Genomic DNA, 16,063 nt, shown 5'->3' on the forward strand with positions numbered 1-16,063 from the left:
GTCAGCCCGCGAGGTCGGCGACGACGGACTCGAGCTCGGACTCCGGCACGGACCCCTCGAGGACGATCTCGCCGTCGGCGTCGAGCACGACGAAGGTCGACTGCTGCGTCATGCCGAAGTGCTGCCAGACCTCGCCCGCGTCGTCGACGAGGTGGGTGGGTCCGGCGATGTCGTCCGCGGCCATGTCGCTGATCGCCTCCGCGTCGTCGAGGCCGCCGACGGCCACGACCGCGACGTCCTCGCCGTAGGTCTCCGCCAGGCCGGTCACCGTGGGGATCTGGGCCCGGCAGGTCGGGCACCACGGCGCCCAGAACCACAGCACGGCGGGCGCGTCGGCGAGCTCGGAGCCGGCGAAGGTGCCGCCCTCGAGCGTCGTCGCGGAGAAGTCGTAGACGGCGGGCAGGTCCGCGTCGTCCGCCCTGTCGGCGCTCTCGTCCGCGGACGTGTCGTCGGAGCCCGACGTCTCGTCGTCCATCAGCGTCTCGTCGTCCATCGGCTCCTCGGAGGCCGTCGTGGTGTCCGCGGTCGAGCCGGCGCCGGTCGGCGTCTCCTCGGCGGCGCAGCCGGCCACGAGCAGCAGGGCCAGGGTCGCGGCGGCCGTCGCCGCCCCTCGTGTGGTTCGCATGTCCCCAGTCTGCGTCCGCGCGGGCCGCGAACCCAGGGTGCGACGCCTTACGGAGTCGTGACGACGGGTGGCGGGGCCCGACAATGGAGCCATGCCGTCCCCGCGCAAGCACGTCCCGCCCCTGCCGGTGCGCGACGGCCTGAACCCCACCCGGCTCGTGCTGCCGCACGACGCGGCCTCCGTGGCACGGTTCGCGACGGCCGCCCAGTACCTGCTGGACCGCTTCCCGCACGACGCGGCCCGCCTGCGCGAGAAGATCGCCGCGGGGGAGGTCGTCACCGGTGACGGCACCCGGGTCACGGACGACACGCCGTACCGGCCGCGGGGCTTCGTCTACCTCTACCGCGACCCCCCGGCCGACGAGCCCGACGTCCCGGCGCTGGCCGAGATCGAGGTGCTGCACCGCGACGAGGACCTGCTCGTGGTGGACAAGCCGCACCGGGTCGCCACGATGCCGCGCGGCCGGTGGGTCACCCGCACCGTGCTGACCCACCTGCGGCGCCAGCTCGACCTGCCGGAGCTCGTCCCCGCGCACCGCCTCGACCGGCCGACCGCCGGCGTCCTCGTGCTCACGGTCCGGCCCGAGGTCCGGGGCCCGTACCAGCTCGTCTTCCAGGAGCGCCGCGCGCACAAGGTCTACGAGGCGGTCGCCCCGCTCCCCGCGGCCGACGACGGCGGCACCGCCTTCCCGCGGACGGTCCGGTCGCGCATCGTCAAGCGCCGCGGGTCGGTGCGGGCCGAGGAGGTGCCCGGCGAGGTCAACGCGGAGTCGTGGATCGACCTCGTCGACCGGGACCCGGACCGCGGGCTCGGCCTGTACCGTCTCGAGCCGCACACCGGAAAGACCCACCAGCTCCGGCTGCACATGGCCTCGCTCGGGCTGCCGATCCGGCACGACCCGTTCTGGCCCGTGCTGCGCGCCGGGTCCGACGACGACGCCGACGACGGCCCGCCGCTGCAGCTCCTGGCCCGCTCGCTCACCTTCGTCGACCCGCTGACCGGCCGGTCACGCCGCTTCACCTCCCGGCGCAACCTGTCCGCCTGGCACCCCCGCTGAGTGTTGTGGGCGTGAAATCTGCAGCTCCTGGCCCCCGAGAGCTGCAGATTTCACGCCCACAGCGGTGGGGCCGGGTCCGGTGAGAGAATCGCGACCGTGACGACTCCCGCCTTCGACGACGGCACCCCGGCCCGCGCGATCGTCGACCTCGACGCGATCCGCGACAACGTCTCCGCGCTGCGCGACCACGCGCCGTCGGCCGACCTGATGGCCGTCGTCAAGGCCGACGGCTACGGCCACGGCATGCTCCCCGCGGCCCGGGCGGCGCTCGCGGGCGGGGCGCACTGGCTCGGGGTGGCGACCGCCGAGGAAGCCCTCGCCCTGCGTGCCGGACTGGGCCCCGACGTGCCGGTGCTCGTCTGGCTCCTGACGCCGGGGGCGCCGTTCGCCGAGCTGATCGCGGCCGGCGTCGACGTCACCGTGGCGGCCCCCTGGGCGCTGGACGAGGTCGCCGCCGGTGCGCGGGCGGCCGGCCGGGTCGCCCGGGTGCACGTCAAGGTCGACACCGGCCTGTCGCGCAACGGCGTCGCGATGGGCGACCTGCCGCGGGTGGCCCTCCGGGCGGCCGGGCTGGAATCGTCGGGGGAGATCCACGTCGTCGGGGTGTTCTCGCACCTGGCCTGCGCCGACGAGCCCGGCCACCCGTCGATCGACCGCCAGGCGGCGGCCTTCGACGCCGCGCTGGAGGAGATGGCCGGTGCCGGGTTGCGGCCCGAGGTGCGGCACCTCGCGAACTCCGCGGCCACGCTCACCCTGTCGGGGCTGCACTACGACCTGGTCCGGCCCGGGATCTCGGTCTACGGCAACTCGCCCGGTCCGCTCCTCGGGCCACCCGGCCGGTACGGGCTGCGCCCGGCGATGACGTTCGAGGCACGGCTGGCGAACGTCAAGCACGTCGCCGCCGGCGAGGGCGTCTCGTACGGCCACCTGTACACCACGACCCAGGACACGACCGTGGGCCTGGTCCCGGTGGGCTACGGCGACGGCGTCCCGCGGCACGGCTCGGGCGGCGCGGCCGGTCCCGGCGGACCGGTCGCCGTCGGCGCGGACGGCTCCGGCCGGGTGCTGCGCGTGGCGGGCCGGGTCTGCATGGACCAGTTCGTCCTCGACCTCGGGCCGGGGGCCGCCGAACGAGCGGGCGACGTGGTGACCCTGTTCGGCGCGTCGGACGGCGTGGCGCACGGGGCACCGCTGCCGAACGCCCAGGACTGGGCCGACGCCGCGGGGACCATCAGCTATGAGATCGTGACGCGTCTGGCTCCGCGGGTGCCGCGGACGTACGTCGGCACCGCCGGGTCGAACACGACGGACCGCACGACCGAAGGAGAGGCACAGCAGTGAGTGACGTCGTCGCGCAGGTCGAGCTGGACCTGCCCGAGGCCGCGGACGCGCGGGCGCTGGGCGGGGCGCTGTCGGGGATCCTCCGGGCCGGGGACCTGGTGATCCTCACCGGCGATCTCGGCGCGGGCAAGACCACCCTGACCCAGGGGCTGGGCCGAGCGCTCAACGTGCGCGGCCAGGTCGCGTCCCCCACCTTCATCGTGGCGCGCGAGCACCCGCCGCTGCCGCGGCAGGACGGGACCACCGGTCCGGCGCTGGTGCACGTGGACGCCTACCGCCTCGGCGGCCTGGAGGAGCTGGACGCCCTCGACCTGGACTCGTCGCTGGACGAGTCCGTCACCGTCGTCGAGTGGGGCCGCGGGCTGGCCGAGGCGCTCACCGACGACCGGCTCGAGGTCGACCTGCAGCGCCCGCGCGGCGGCGACGTCGACACCGAGCACCCCGAGGCCGGCGTCCGGCGCGCGACCGTGCGCGCCGTCGGCCCGCGCTGGCAGGGCGTGGACCTGTCCCGGCTCGTGCCGCGCCCGCGCCCGGGCAAGGTCTGACGGGGCGGCTGCTCGCCGTAGGCTGGTGCCGTGGCAGTTCTCGCGATCGACACGTCCGCCGCCGTCTCCGTCGCCCTGGTCGACGACGACGGCGGCCGCCTCGCCGTCCGCACCGCCGACGAGCGCCGTCGGCACGCCGAGTCCCTCGCCCCGCTGATCGCCGAGGTGCTGGCTGCTGCGGGGCTGGAGCGGACCGACCTGACCGCCGTCGTCGGTGGCACCGGGCCCGCGCCGTTCACCGGTCTGCGGGTCGGCCTGGTCACGGCCCGCACGCTGGCGCTCGCCCTGGGCATCGAGGTCCTCGGCGTCCCGAGCGTCGACGCGCTCGCCGTCGAGGCCGTCGCCGACCTGGGACTGGACCCCGGCGACGAGGTCCTCGTGGCGACCGACGCCCGGCGCAAGGAGGTCTACTGGGCTCGGTACCGCGTCGTCGCGCACGAGGGGCCGCACGGCCTCCCCGTCGTCGAGGTGCTGAGCGGACCCGAGGTCGCCACGGCCGCCGCCGTCGCGGACGCCCACCTCGACGCCCCCGCGGCGGACGGCGCACGGCTCGCCGTCGTGGGGGAGGGCACCAGCCTCTACCCGGACCGCCTACCGGCCGAGGAGGACGCCCCCGTCCTGCCGGACGCGACCGTGCTCGCCCGGCTGGCGCTGGCCCGCCGCGCCGCGGGCGTGGAGCAGCCGACGGAGCCACTGTACCTGCGGCGCCCGGACGTCCAGGAGCCCACCGGGAACCGGAGCATCCTGCGTGCCGCCGGGAGCGGGGCATGACGCAGCGTCCGGTGTCCGTGCGGCTGCGACCGCTGGCCAGCGCCGACTTCGACCGCATCCTGCAGCTCGAGCACGAGCTCTTCGGTCCGGGCGCCTGGACCTACGGCATGCTCGCCGACGAGCTGGCGGGGCTCGGACGCTGGTACGTCGTCGCGGAGCTCGACGGACCCGACGCGTTGGGTCTCGGCCCGGGTCGGCGGCCCGTGGTGGGCTACGCCGGCCTGTGGTTCGACGGCGACGTCGCCCAGGTCATGACGATCGGCACGGCGCGGGAGTACCAGGGCCGCGGCGTGGGCCGACAGCTCCTGCAGGCGCTGGTGGACCGCTCCCGGCAGCTGCGGTCGAGCGCGCTGCTGCTCGAGGTCGCCGTCGACAACGACCGCGCGCTGGCGCTGTACGGCCGGTTCGGGTTCGAGCAGCTCGGCCTGCGCAAGCGCTACTACCAGCCCGAGGACAAGGACGCCTACACGATGCGGCTGGACCTGTCGGCCGCGGCCGCGTCCACCGCTCCGGAGGCCCGCACCTCGTCCGGACCCGCCGGCGGCGCCGCGTGACGCCGCCCGGGGCGGAGCACCGGGGCGAGGTCCTGGTCGACGCGGACGTGCTGGCCGCCGACCTGCAGCTCGGTGGGCTCGAGGACCCCTTCGGCGGGGCCCCGGTGCTGCTCGACGTGCGCTGGGCGCTGGGCCGGACGGACGGCCGGGACCGCTACGAGGAGGGGCACCTGCCCGGGGCGGTGTACGTCGACCTGGAGACCGAGCTCGCCTCGGTGCCCTCCCCGGCGAGCGGTCGTCACCCGCTGCCCTCGGCCGCGGAGTTCCAGCGCACGGCCCGCTCCTGGGGTGTGGGGACGGACTCGCGGGTCGTGGTGTACGACGACGTCGGCGGGACGTCCGCGGCGCGCGCCTGGTGGCTGCTGCGCTGGTTCGGGCACCACGCGGTGCGGATCCTCGACGGCGGTCTCGAGGCGTGGCGGCGGGCGGGCCACCCGCTCGAGGTCGGCCTGACCACGCGCGTGCCGGGCGACGTCGTCGTGCACCCGGGCGGGATGCCCGTGCTGGACGCCGACGACGCGGCCGACCTGGCGACGTCGGGCGTGCTGCTCGACGCGCGGGCCGCCGAGCGCTACTGGGGCGAGGTGGAGCCGGTCGACCCGCAGGCCGGGCACATCCCCGGTGCCGTCTCGGCGCCCACGACGGGCAACCTCGACGACGACGGCACGTTCCGGTCGCCGCACGAGCTGGAAGCGCGGTTCGCCGCCCTCGGCGTGACGAGGTCCGCCCCGGTCGGGGTGTACTGCGGGTCGGGCGTCACCGCCGCGCACGAGGTCGCGGCGCTGGCCTCGGTCGGCGTGACGGCGGCGTTGTACCCCGGGTCGTGGTCGCAGTGGTCGAACGACCCGGGCCGACCCGTCGCCACCGGCTGACCGTCCGCCGCCTCACCGCGCCCGTCGGCCCGTCGTCGTGGGCGTGTCGTTGTGGGCATGAAAAATGCGGTCTTGAACCAGTTCAAGACCGCATTTTTCATGCCCACAACGACACGGGGGAGCCGTGGGGTGACGAGACTCAGAGGATGCGGGAGACCTGCTCCAGGTCGAGGCGCTTGTTGCGAGGGTGCGGCGCACCCTCGCCGTCGGCCTCGCCGACGTTGACGACCATCAGCGACCGCCAGCCGGACTCGGCGAAGAACTCCCGGTCGATCCCGTCGGTTTCCATGCCGTCCATCGGGCCGGCGGCGAGACCCGCGGCCCGCAGCGCGACGACGAGGTAGCCGGCCTGCAGCAGCGCGTTCTTGCGTGCCATCTCCTCGCGGACCGCGGTCGCCGGGGCGAGCTGCTCGCGGACGCCCGGGTAGACCGGGAAGAGCTCGTCCAGGTGCTCGTGGAAGGCGGGGTCGGCGGCCAGGACGAGGGACACCGGGGCGGCGTCGACCTTCGCCTTGTTGCCGCCGCCCATGTGCTCGATCAGGCGCTGCTTCGCCTCGGGCGTGCGCACGATCAGCATCCGCAGCGGCAGCGTATTCATCGCCGTCGGGCCGAGCTTGGCGAGGTCCCAGGCGGCCTCCAACCGGGCGTCGGGAATCTCGGCGTCGGTCCACAGGGACGTCGAACGGGCGTGGCGGAAGAGCCGGTCCGCCGCTGTCTCGTCGATGGCGAGGGGGGCGGTCTCGAGCACGGTGTCGGTCATGCTCGGGGGAACCGTCCATGCGTTCGCACGATTCCGGTCGGGGCTGTGGGCCGGGTCACCACTCGACGTCGACCCACCCGGACCGGGTGACAGAATGTGGCCCATGCCTGAACCCCTGGTCCTCGGCATCGAGACGTCCTGCGACGAGACGGGTGTCGCCCTGGTGCGCGGCGACACGCTCCTGTTCGACGCGGTGGCGAGCTCGATGGACGAGCACGCCCGTTACGGCGGGATCATCCCGGAGGTGGCCAGCCGCGCCCACCTCGAGGCGATGACCCCCACGATCCGCCGCGCGCTGAGCGAGGCCGACGTCGACCTGTCCGAGGTCGACGCGGTCGCCGTGACCGCCGGCCCCGGCCTGGTCGGTCCGCTGACGATCGGCGCCAGCGCGGCCAAGGCCCTCGCGATCGGGCTCGGCAAGCCGCTGTACGGGATCAACCACGTCATCGGCCACGCCGCGGTGAACCAGCTCGTCGACGGTCCCTTCACCGAGCGGTCCATGGCGCTGGTCGTCTCCGGCGGGCACAGCTCGCTGCTGCTCGTCGACGACATCGCCACGAACGTCACCGAGCTCGGCTCCACCCTCGACGACGCCGCCGGGGAGGCCTTCGACAAGGTCGGCCGCCTCCTGGGCCTGCCCTACCCGGGCGGCCCGCACATCGACCGGCTCGCGCGCGAGGGCGACCCGGAGGCCATCCGGTTCCCGCGCGGGCTGACGGCGCGCAAGGACCAGGCCCGGCACGCCTACGACTTCAGCTTCTCGGGGCTCAAGACGGCCGTGGCCCGCTGGGTCGAGTCCTGCCAGGACGCCGGCAAGGAGGTCCCCGTGGCCGACGTCGCCGCCTCCTTCGCCGCGGCGGTCGCGGACGTGCTCACGGCCAAGACCATCGCCGCCTGCCGCGCCCACGACGTCGACACCCTCATCATCGGCGGCGGGTTCTCCGCCAACAGCCAGCTGCGCGACATGGCGGCCGAGCGCTGCGCCGAGGCCGGCATCGACCTGCGGATCCCGCCGATCCGCTACTGCACCGACAACGGGGCGATGATCGCGGCACTCGGGTCCGCCGTCGTGCGCGCCGGGCTGCCGCCGTCGGACCTGGACATCGCGGTGGACTCCTCGATGCCGCTGACGACGATCACGGTCTAGGTCGCGGCGCCGCGGCCGAGCACGGACGGGTCGAGCGGCCGGCCGGCGTGCAGCTCGGCCACCAGCGCCCCGACCACGGCCTCCAGGCCCCGCTGCCCGCCGCCGTGGGCCGCCGCCACCGCGCGCTGGCGCTGGTAGGAGGCGCCGAGGCGCACGATCTCGCGGATGCCGTCGAGCTCTGCCGCGCACCCCAGCCGTTCCGCCACGGGGGCCAGCTCCTCGAGCAGCCGGGGCAGGGCGTCGGTGATCAGCTCCTCGTTGCCGTCGGCGTCGAGGATGATGATCGCGTCCATGCCGTACCGGGCCGCGCGCCACTTGTTCTCGTGGACGTACCACCGCGGCATGGTGGGCAGCGCGCGGCCCTCGTCGAGCAGGGTGGAGAAGTGCTCGACGAGGCAGTGCACCAGGGCGCCCAGGGAGGCCAGCTCGGCGACGTTGGAGGTGCCGTCGCAGATGCGCACCTCGACGGTGCCGAAGTGCGGGGCCGGCCGGATGTCCCAGCGCACCTCGGTGAAGTCGTCGATGACGCCGGTCTTGAGCATGTCGGCGGTGTAGCGCTCCAGCTCGGCCCACTCGGTGAACTGGTAGGGCAGCCCCGCCGTGGGCAGTTGCTGGAAGATGAGCGCACGCATCGAGGCGTAGCCGGTGTCCGCGGCGTCCCAGTACGGCGACGACGCCGACAGGGCCTGCAGGTGGGCGACGTAGACCAGGAGCGAGCGCACGATCGGCAGCACCTTGGCGCGGTCCTCCACCCCGACGTGCATGTGCACGCCGTAGACCACCTGCTGACGGCCCCACACCTGGGCGCGGTCGACAACGGTGGCGTACCGCTCCTTGTCGGTCACCTGCTGCTGCGACCAGGGCGCGAAGGGGTGGGTGCCGGAGCCCATGAGCTCCGCCCGCATCGGCCGGATGACCTCCTGGACGCGGGCGACCCCGTTCTCCAGGTCCGCGATGGCTCCCGGGACGGTGTCGCACACGTCGGAGACGATCTCGACGGTGTTGCGCAGGAACTCCGGCTTGACGTGCCGCGCCCGCGCGTCCGGGCCCAGCTCGGCCATGACGGCGGGGGCCACCTGGCGCAGGATGCCGGAGTCGGCGTCCACCAGGGCCAGCTCCCACTCCAGGCCGACGCTCGACCGCCGGGAGGTCTCGAACTCCAGCACCATGGCGCCATGCTTCCACGGCCGGGGTGCCCGGCGCGCCCCGAGGCGTCCGGTTGCCTACCTCGGCCGGACGTCGCCTACCTCGGTGGGATGTTGCCTACCTCAGCGGGATGTTGCCTACCTCAGCGGGATGTTGCCTACCTCGGCTGAAGGGCGTCTACCTCGGCAGAGGCTCCACGACGAGCACGTGCTGACGCCCCGCGACCCGGGTGAGGACCAGCGTGGCCTCGGCGTCGCCGGTCAGGGAGAGCTGGGCGCGCAGCTGCTCGGGGGTGACGGCCGTGCCGCGCTTCTTCACCGTCAGGCGCCCCACGCCGCGCTCGCGCAGGTAGGACTTGAGCCGCTTGAGGTTGAAGGGCATGACGTCGAGCACCCGGTAGCCCGTCGCGGGCGCCGCGGTGCCCGACGGCGGCGGACCGGCGGGGGTGTCGGTCGTGACGTAGGCGATGCTGCGGTCCACGAGCCGCCCGCCCAGCTCGGCGGCGACGTGGGCCACCAGCCCCGCGCGCACGACCGCACCATCGGGCTCGTACAGGTAGCTCCCGACCGGCCCGACGTCGGGGTTCAGGTCGGCGCCCTCGGCCCCGGGGCGCACGACGCGCGCCGCGGTGCCGCCGTCCTCGGTGCGCAGCACCAGGGCGGTGCGTCCCGGGCCGTCGGGGGCGAGCGGGCCGAACCAGATCCCGGCCTCGACCACGTCGCCGTCGAGAGAGACCCACTGGGTCTCGGCGTCCTCGGGCAGCCCCTGGTGGCCGATCCCGGGGCCGACCTTGATGCCGACGGCGGGCACCTGCTCGCGCAGCGCCCACACGGCATCCAGGGGAGGCGCCCACGCGGACGGGTCGAAGACCCGCTTCCCGCCGCGCGTGCGGCGGGCCGGGTCGGCGTACACGCCGTCGACGCCCTCGGCGACCAGGTCCAGCGCCAGCCCGTCGCCGTGCCGGACCTCGGCCTCGGGGAAGGCGCGCAGGTTGACGGTGGCCAGGGCGGCGGTCACCTCGTCGACGTCGGTGGCCAGCACGTCGAGTCCCACGCCGGCGAAGGCGAGCGCGTCCGCGCCCAGGCCGCAGGTCAGGTCGGCGACCTTGTGCACGCCGGCGGCCAGGTAGCGGCGCGCGTGCAGGGCGGCGACGGTCAGCCGGGTCGCCTGCTCCAGGCCGTCCGGGGTGAACAGCATCCCGTCGGCGAACGGACCGAGCTTGGCTCGGGCGCGGGCGCGCAGGCGAGACTGGGTCAGGGCGGCCGCGGCGAGGTCGGGGTCGACCCCCTCGGCGCGGAGCCGCGTGGCCAGGGCCATCGCCTGCGACTCGTCGTAGGGAGGGAGGTCGTTGAGCAGGGTCCAGCCCTCGGGGCTGAGAAGCTTGCTGAGCGAGGCCGCGTCCATCGGGCCATCGTCTCAGGCCGGGTGCGGGGCGCGGTCTTTGGCACTCGACTTGTCAGAGTGCTAATGGCTGCCTAGATTTGGTCCCAGCGCACGCGCTGTGCCGGCACCCGCGACGACGGACAGCGGCCGGGCGCGACCCAGTCAACGCTAGTCATCGCGAACAAGGAGGTCCGACGTGTCGGTCCCCATCAAGCCGCTCGAGGACCGGATCGTCGTCAAGGCCGTCGAGGCCGAGACCACGACCGCTTCCGGCCTGGTCATCCCGGACACCGCCAAGGAGAAGCCCCAGGAGGGCGAGGTCCTGGCCGTGGGCGACGGCCGCTTCAACGACAAGGGCGAGCGCGTCCCGGTCGACGTGAAGGTCGGCGACAAGGTCATCTACAGCAAGTTCGGCGGCACCGAGGTCAAGTACGCCGGGGAGGACTACCTGGTCCTGTCCGCGCGCGACATCCTCGCCGTCGTGGTCGGCTGACGACCTGACGCAGGCGGCGGGTCCGTCCGTCGACCCCGGTCGTCGGACGACCGGCCCGCCCGCACGAGAGCCCCGCACCGAGATCGGTGCGGGGCTCTTGTCGTGCTCGGACGGTGGCGCGGGCGAGGGGGTCGCGCCGGTCCGGGGCTGTCGGGCCGAGGGTCAGCCGACCTTCTTGCGCTCGCGGTCGCGGCCGCTGAGGATCGCCGAGCGCTCGTCCTCGCTGAGCCCGCCCCAGACGCCGTAGGGCTCGCGGACCCGCAGCGACTGCTCGCGGCACTCCATCATCACCGGGCAGCTGCGGCAGATCGCCTTGGCGGCCTCCGCACGTCGTCGACGGGTCGACCCGCGCTCACCCTCCGGATGGAAGAACAGGGTGTCGTCCGCGTCGCGGCACGACCCCTGGTACTGCCACTCCCACAACTCCATGACCGGCCCTGGCAACCGCGAAATCTCCGTCATGGCGAACAACCTACAAGTTGGGCAGAAGTTGTTCAACCCCCTGGTCGACGCGATCGGCGACACCCGGGATGAATCAGTGTGACCAGGGTGTGAACCGCTTGCTATCGCGCCATGGCCAGGTTCGATGTCGATTTCTCGACGGCGACCGGACGCGCCGCCGGGCGCGGTGGCGGTCCCGGGTCACCGTGGGCAGAATCGAGGCATGACCCCTTCGCGACCCGCCCAGGATGCTGGGGGGTCGCGTCCGTCGGGCCCCGGGCTGGCGGTCGCGGCCGTCGCGCGGCGCCTCGGCGTCGCGCCCGCCACGCTGCGCACGTGGGACCGCCGCTACGGCCTCGGGCCGTCCGACCGGACGGCCGGCTCGCACCGGCGCTACACGCCCGAGGACGTGGCTCGACTGCTCGTCATGCGGCGCCTCACGCTGGAGGGCGTCGCCCCTGTCGACGCCGCCCAGGCCGCCCTGGAGGCCGACGTCGACGAGCTCGAGGAGGCCCGCCGGTCCGGGCCCCCGAGCCCGCCCGGCGAGGACGCGTCGACCGAGTCCGCCGAGGAGTCCCCGGACGACGCCGGCCGCGCCGGCCGCGCCCACCTGCGCGCCCTGCCCGGAGGCGGGCAGAGCGCCCCACGGGGTGCCGGCCAGAGCAACGGTTCGGCGCACGCGCAGCAGGCCTCCGGCAAGGTGTCGGCCGTCGTCGACGCCGCGCTCTCCTACGACCAGGCCCGGTGCGACGACCTCGTGCGCATCCCGCCGAACGGCGACCCCGCCGCGTGGTGGGCCCACCTGATGGAGCCGGCCTGGAGCCGTGTCGCCGAGCGCACCGTCCTCGCCGGTCCCGGCGCGGTCCCCGAGATCGTGCTGGCCACGGCCGCGCTGCAGGCGTTGCGCTCGTTCACCGACGCCTTCGAGCAGCAGGTGGTCCAGAACGGCGGCCCGCCGGCCAACCACCCCAGCCGGATGCGCAACATCGTGCTCATCTTCGCCGCGCCCGACGAGACCGTGCCGCTCTCGGCGCACGCGCTCGCCGCCGCGCTGACCGCCAAGGGCAAGACCGCTCGGATCGTCACCGGCCCGGCCAGCATCCGCCGGTCGCTCGAGCTGGTGACCATGGTGCGTCCCGCCGCCCTGGTCCTGGCGACGGGGCAGCGGCGTCCGGACCTGGACGTCGTGCACGCCGTGCACGAGGGCTTCGCGGAGCTGCCGATCTTCGTCGGGCTGCGTCGTGACGACGCCGCCAGCGAGCTGCCGCTGACCCCCCAGGTCCAGCGCGTGCGCTCCTTCACCGGGCTGCTGCACGAGGTGCTGGCGGTCGTCGGGGCGTGACCCGCCCGGTGGCCGCGGGACCGGAAGGGTGTGACGGACGACGCTGACGGGGCCTCGTGCGCGCGCCGTAGACTCGTGACATGACGGAGACGACCTCGCCCGCCCACGATCCGTTCGGCTTCCTCGGCCTGACCTACGACGACGTCCTGCTGCTCCCCGGCTACTCGGACCTGGCGCCGTCGGACATCGACACCACCTCGCGGCTGACGCGGGAGATCTCGCTGCGGACCCCGCTCGTCTCCGCCGCGATGGACACCGTGACCGAGTCGCGCATGGCGATCGCGATGGCCCGCCAGGGCGGCCTCGGCGTGCTGCACCGCAATCTGTCCATCGAGGACCAGGCCTACCAGGTCGACCTGGTGAAGCGGACCCAGACCGGCATCATCTCCAACCCGGTCACCATCGGCCCGGACGCCACCCTCGAGCAGCTCGACCAGCGTGCCGGCGAGTACCGCGTCTCCGGGTTCCCGGTGCTCGACGCGGCCGGCAAGCTCGTCGGGATCGTCACCAACCGCGACCTGCGGTTCACCCCGGTGGCGGAGTGGGCCACCACCACGGTGTCCGAGGTCATGACGCCGCAGCCGCTGATCACCGGCCACTCCGGCATCTCGCGCGAGGACGCCACGGCCCTGCTGCGCAAGCACAAGCTCGAGCGGCTCCCGCTCGTCGACGACGAGGGCCGGCTCGCGGGCCTGATCACCGTCAAGGACTTCGTCAAGTCCGAGCAGTTCCCCCAGGCCTCCAAGGACTCCCAGGGGCGCCTGATGGTGGGTGCCGCCATCGGCTACTTCGGTGACGCCTGGCAGCGGGCCACCACGCTGGTCGACGCCGGGGTGGACGTGCTCGTCGCGGACACAGCCCACGGCAACGTGCGCATGCTCATCGAGATGGTGCGCACGCTGAAGTCCGACCCGGCGACCCGGCACGTGCAGGTCATCGGCGGCAACGTGGCCACCAAGGAGGGCGCCCAGGCCTTCGTCGACGCCGGTGCGGACGGCATCAAGGTCGGTGTCGGCCCGGGGTCGATCTGCACCACGCGCGTCGTCACCGGCGTGGGCGTCCCGCAGATCACCGCGATCTACGAGGCCTCCCGCGCGGCCCGCCCGGCCGGCGTGCCCGTCATCGCCGACGGCGGCATGCGGCACTCGGGCGAGATCGGCAAGGCCATCGTCGCCGGCGCCGAGGCCGTCATGCTCGGCTCCATGCTCGCCGGCACCGAGGAGTCGCCGGGCGACACCATCCTCATCAACGGCAAGCAGTTCAAGGCCTACCGCGGCATGGGCTCGATGGGGGCGATGTCCTCGCGCGGCAAGAAGTCCTACTCCAAGGACCGCTACTTCCAGGCCGAGGTCACCAGCGACGACATGATCGTGCCCGAGGGCGTCGAGGGGCAGGTGCCGTACAAGGGCACCCTCGGCACCGTGGCGCACCAGCTCGTCGGCGGCCTGCATCAGACGATGTTCTACGTCGGTGCGCGGACCGTGCCCGAGCTGCAGGAGAAGGGCCAGTTCGTGCGCATCACGTCGGCCTCGCTGGCGGAGTCCCACCCGCACGACATCAAGATGACCGTCGAGGCACCGAACTACACGGTCGGCTGACCCGCGTCCCGGGCGCGTCCCGCGCTCCGCGCCCGCGCCGCCGGTCAGCCGGCGGCGCGCGGCGTGGTCGGCCAGGTGGTCGACGCGCCCGGGCCGGGGAGCCCCTGGCGGTCCCGCCAGGCGTTGAAGCTCTCCGCCCAGGCACGGTGCGCGTCGCGCTGGGCCGAGTGCAGGGCGTCGAGCGCCACCGAGCGCAGCGCGGGGAACCGCAGCACCTGAGCGTCCAGCACGTCAAGCGTGGCCAGCACGTCGACGTCGGCGCTGTGCAGCTCGCCGTCGCCCACCACGCCGTACAGCTCGCACAGGTCGCCCAGGCGGCGCTTGCCGCGGCGGTAGCGGTCCTGCCAGCGGTCGATGACGAGCGGGTCCAGCACGGGGGAGACCGGCCGTCCGAGGCGCTCGGGCACCGTCGGCAGCCCGTGGCGCGCCAGCTCGGCGTCCAGCAGCGTCAGGTCGAACGAGGCGTTGTAGGCCACCACCGGGACGCCGTCGCGCAGGTGCGCGGTGAGGACCGCGGCGATCTCGTCGAGAGCGCCGGCCGGGGCCACGCCGTGCGCCCGCGCGTGCTCCGTCGTCACGCCGTGGATCGCCGCCGCCTCGGCGGGGATCTCCACCCCCGGGTCGATCAGCCAGGTGCGCACCTCCGTCGACGTCGCCGTGCGCACCACGACCGCCGCGGTCACGATGCGGTCGTCGTGCACGTCGACGCCGGTCGTCTCGGTGTCGAAACCGAGCAGCGGTCCGCCCGTCCAACCGGTGTCGTCCATCTCGATCCCCTCTCGTGGCCTCTCGTCGGTGACGATGCCACGAGCCTCCGACAGGGACCGCGACCCGCGACGGCCGGTAGGCTGGCCCGCGTGAGCAACGAGATCGAGATCGGACGTGGCAAGCGCGGGCGTCGCGCCTTCTCCTTCGACGACGTGGCGGTGGTCCCCTCCCGCCGGACGCGCGACCCGAAGGACGTCTCCACCGGGTGGCAGATCGACGCCTACCACTTCGACCTGCCGATCATGGCGGCGCCGATGGACTCCGTCATGAGCCCCGCCACCGCGGTCGCCCTGGGCAACCACGGCGGCCTGGGGGTGCTCGACCTCGAGGGCCTGTGGACCCGCTACGAGTCCCCGGAGCCGCTGCTCGCGGAGATCCGCGCGCTGCCCGCCGACGAGGCGACGCGCCGCATGCAGGAGATCTACGCCGAGCCGATCCGGTCCGAGCTCATCACCCAGCGGCTCAAGGAGATCCGCGCCGCGGGCGTCACCGTGGCCGGCGCGCTGTCGCCGCAGCGCATCCAGGAGCACTACCAGACCGTCCTGGACGCCGGGGTCGACCTGTTCGTCATCCGCGGCACGACGGTCTCGGCCGAGCACGTCTCGAGCAACGCCGAACCGCTCAACCTCAAGCGGTTCATCTACGAGCTGGACGTCCCCGTGGTCGTCGGCGGGGCGGCCTCCTACACCGCCGCGCTGCACCTGATGCGCACCGGGGCGGCCGGCGTGCTGGTCGGGTTCGGCGGCGGTGCCGCGCACACCACCCGCGTCGGGCTCGGGATCCACGCCCCGATGGCCACGGCGGTCTCCGACGTCGCCGCGGCCCGGCGCGACTACCTGGACGAGTCCGGCGGTCGCTACGTGCACGTCATCGCCGACGGCGGTGTGGGGCACTCCGGCGACATCGTCCGGGCGATCGCCTGCGGCGCCGACGCCGTCATGCTCGGCGCGGCCCTCGCCCGCGCCTCCGAGGCGCCCGGCCAGGGCTGGCACTGGGGTCCTGAGGCCCACCACTCCCAGCTCCCGCGCGGCGAGCGCGTGGAGGTCGGCACCGCCGGCACGCTGGAGGAGATCCTCTTCGGCCCGGGGCGCCGCGCCGACGGCACGACGAACCTCGTCGGCGCGCTGCGCCGCGCGATGGCCACCACGGGCTACTCGGACCTCAAGGAGTTCCAGCGCGTGGAGGTCGTGGTCTCGCCGTACCAGCCGCGGTGAGCGAGC

17 protein-coding genes are annotated in these 16,063 nt (G+C 74.1%); 11 read left to right on the forward strand and 6 right to left on the reverse strand.

The window, feature by feature from the left end; genetic code table 11:
* Nucleotide 1: 1 nt before the first annotated feature.
* The gene (locus PO879_RS03655; protein ID WP_278236569.1) at nt 2-625 is read right to left on the reverse strand and encodes a redoxin family protein; all 624 of its coding nucleotides are present in this window, start codon (nt 623-625) and stop codon (nt 2-4) included.
* Between the two features lie 91 nt (nt 626-716).
* Between PO879_RS03655 and PO879_RS03660 the strand changes: the two genes are divergently transcribed.
* The 6 genes from PO879_RS03660 to PO879_RS03685 all read left to right on the forward strand — a co-directional run bounded on the left by PO879_RS03660 (nt 717) and on the right by PO879_RS03685 (nt 5,765).
* Nucleotides 717-1,682 (forward strand): pseudouridine synthase, encoded by a 966-nt coding sequence (locus PO879_RS03660; protein WP_278236570.1) that lies wholly within the window; start codon nt 717-719, stop codon nt 1,680-1,682.
* Between the two features lie 96 nt (nt 1,683-1,778).
* On the forward strand, nt 1,779-3,023 hold the full coding sequence (gene alr / locus PO879_RS03665) for an alanine racemase (protein ID WP_278236571.1): 1,245 nt from the start codon (nt 1,779-1,781) through the stop codon (nt 3,021-3,023).
* Nucleotides 3,020-3,568 (forward strand): tRNA (adenosine(37)-N6)-threonylcarbamoyltransferase complex ATPase subunit type 1 TsaE, encoded by a 549-nt coding sequence (gene tsaE / locus PO879_RS03670; RefSeq protein WP_278236572.1) that lies wholly within the window; start codon nt 3,020-3,022, stop codon nt 3,566-3,568. The genes alr and tsaE overlap by 4 nt, the downstream gene beginning before the upstream one ends.
* A gap of 30 nt (nt 3,569-3,598) precedes the next feature.
* Nucleotides 3,599-4,339 (forward strand): tRNA (adenosine(37)-N6)-threonylcarbamoyltransferase complex dimerization subunit type 1 TsaB, encoded by a 741-nt coding sequence (tsaB, locus tag PO879_RS03675; RefSeq protein ID WP_278236573.1) that lies wholly within the window; start codon nt 3,599-3,601, stop codon nt 4,337-4,339.
* The gene (gene rimI / locus PO879_RS03680; RefSeq protein ID WP_278236574.1) at nt 4,336-4,893 is read left to right on the forward strand and encodes a ribosomal protein S18-alanine N-acetyltransferase; all 558 of its coding nucleotides are present in this window, start codon (nt 4,336-4,338) and stop codon (nt 4,891-4,893) included. The genes tsaB and rimI overlap by 4 nt, the downstream gene beginning before the upstream one ends.
* A 47-nt stretch (nt 4,894-4,940) precedes the next feature.
* Nucleotides 4,941-5,765 (forward strand): sulfurtransferase, encoded by an 825-nt coding sequence (locus tag PO879_RS03685; protein ID WP_278237449.1) that lies wholly within the window; start codon nt 4,941-4,943, stop codon nt 5,763-5,765.
* A gap of 139 nt (nt 5,766-5,904) precedes the next feature.
* Here PO879_RS03685 and PO879_RS03690 read toward each other — a convergent pair whose 3' ends face one another.
* Entirely contained in the window at nt 5,905-6,525 is a 621-nt protein-coding gene (locus tag PO879_RS03690; protein ID WP_278236575.1) for a malonic semialdehyde reductase, read from the reverse strand.
* A gap of 103 nt (nt 6,526-6,628) precedes the next feature.
* Between PO879_RS03690 and tsaD the strand changes: the two genes are divergently transcribed.
* Nucleotides 6,629-7,672, forward strand: a complete 1,044-nt coding sequence (gene tsaD / locus PO879_RS03695; protein WP_278236576.1) for a tRNA (adenosine(37)-N6)-threonylcarbamoyltransferase complex transferase subunit TsaD — start codon at nt 6,629-6,631, stop codon at nt 7,670-7,672.
* On the opposite strand, the gene PO879_RS03700 is transcribed toward tsaD, so the two are convergent.
* Complete coding sequence (locus tag PO879_RS03700) at nt 7,669-8,841, reverse strand: glutamate--cysteine ligase (protein WP_278236577.1); 1,173 nt, start codon at nt 8,839-8,841, stop codon at nt 7,669-7,671. The two genes, tsaD and PO879_RS03700, sit on opposite strands and share 4 nt — an antisense overlap.
* Nucleotides 8,842-8,995: 154 nt before the next feature.
* Entirely contained in the window at nt 8,996-10,222 is a 1,227-nt protein-coding gene (locus PO879_RS03705; protein WP_278236578.1) for a class I SAM-dependent methyltransferase, read from the reverse strand.
* Nucleotides 10,223-10,397: 175 nt separating this feature from the next.
* Between PO879_RS03705 and groES the strand changes: the two genes are divergently transcribed.
* Nucleotides 10,398-10,694, forward strand: a complete 297-nt coding sequence (gene groES, locus PO879_RS03710) for a co-chaperone GroES (RefSeq protein WP_172152756.1) — start codon at nt 10,398-10,400, stop codon at nt 10,692-10,694.
* Nucleotides 10,695-10,856: 162 nt separating this feature from the next.
* On the opposite strand, the gene PO879_RS03715 is transcribed toward groES, so the two are convergent.
* Nucleotides 10,857-11,156 carry a WhiB family transcriptional regulator gene (locus PO879_RS03715; protein ID WP_278236579.1) on the reverse strand — a complete coding sequence of 100 codons (300 nt, stop codon included), beginning with the start codon at nt 11,154-11,156 and terminating at the stop codon, nt 10,857-10,859.
* Between the two features lie 202 nt (nt 11,157-11,358).
* Here PO879_RS03715 and PO879_RS03720 point away from each other — a divergent pair, with 202 nt between their 5' ends.
* Both PO879_RS03720 and guaB read left to right on the forward strand, forming a co-directional pair.
* Nucleotides 11,359-12,477 (forward strand): MerR family transcriptional regulator, encoded by a 1,119-nt coding sequence (locus tag PO879_RS03720; protein WP_278236580.1) that lies wholly within the window; start codon nt 11,359-11,361, stop codon nt 12,475-12,477.
* Nucleotides 12,478-12,557: 80 nt separating this feature from the next.
* Nucleotides 12,558-14,075 carry an IMP dehydrogenase gene (guaB, locus tag PO879_RS03725; protein ID WP_278236581.1) on the forward strand — a complete coding sequence of 506 codons (1,518 nt, stop codon included), beginning with the start codon at nt 12,558-12,560 and terminating at the stop codon, nt 14,073-14,075.
* Between the two features lie 44 nt (nt 14,076-14,119).
* On the opposite strand, the gene PO879_RS03730 is transcribed toward guaB, so the two are convergent.
* Entirely contained in the window at nt 14,120-14,842 is a 723-nt protein-coding gene (locus PO879_RS03730; protein WP_278236582.1) for an exonuclease domain-containing protein, read from the reverse strand.
* A gap of 90 nt (nt 14,843-14,932) precedes the next feature.
* On the opposite strand from PO879_RS03730, the gene PO879_RS03735 reads away from it, so the two are divergent.
* Nucleotides 14,933-16,057, forward strand: a complete 1,125-nt coding sequence (locus PO879_RS03735) for a GuaB3 family IMP dehydrogenase-related protein (RefSeq protein WP_278236583.1) — start codon at nt 14,933-14,935, stop codon at nt 16,055-16,057.
* Nucleotides 16,058-16,063: the final 6 nt, after the last annotated feature.

The sequence above is a fragment of the Isoptericola sp. AK164 genome (assembly GCF_029643425.1).
Taxonomy (GTDB): domain Bacteria; phylum Actinomycetota; class Actinomycetes; order Actinomycetales; family Cellulomonadaceae; genus Isoptericola; species Isoptericola haloaureus.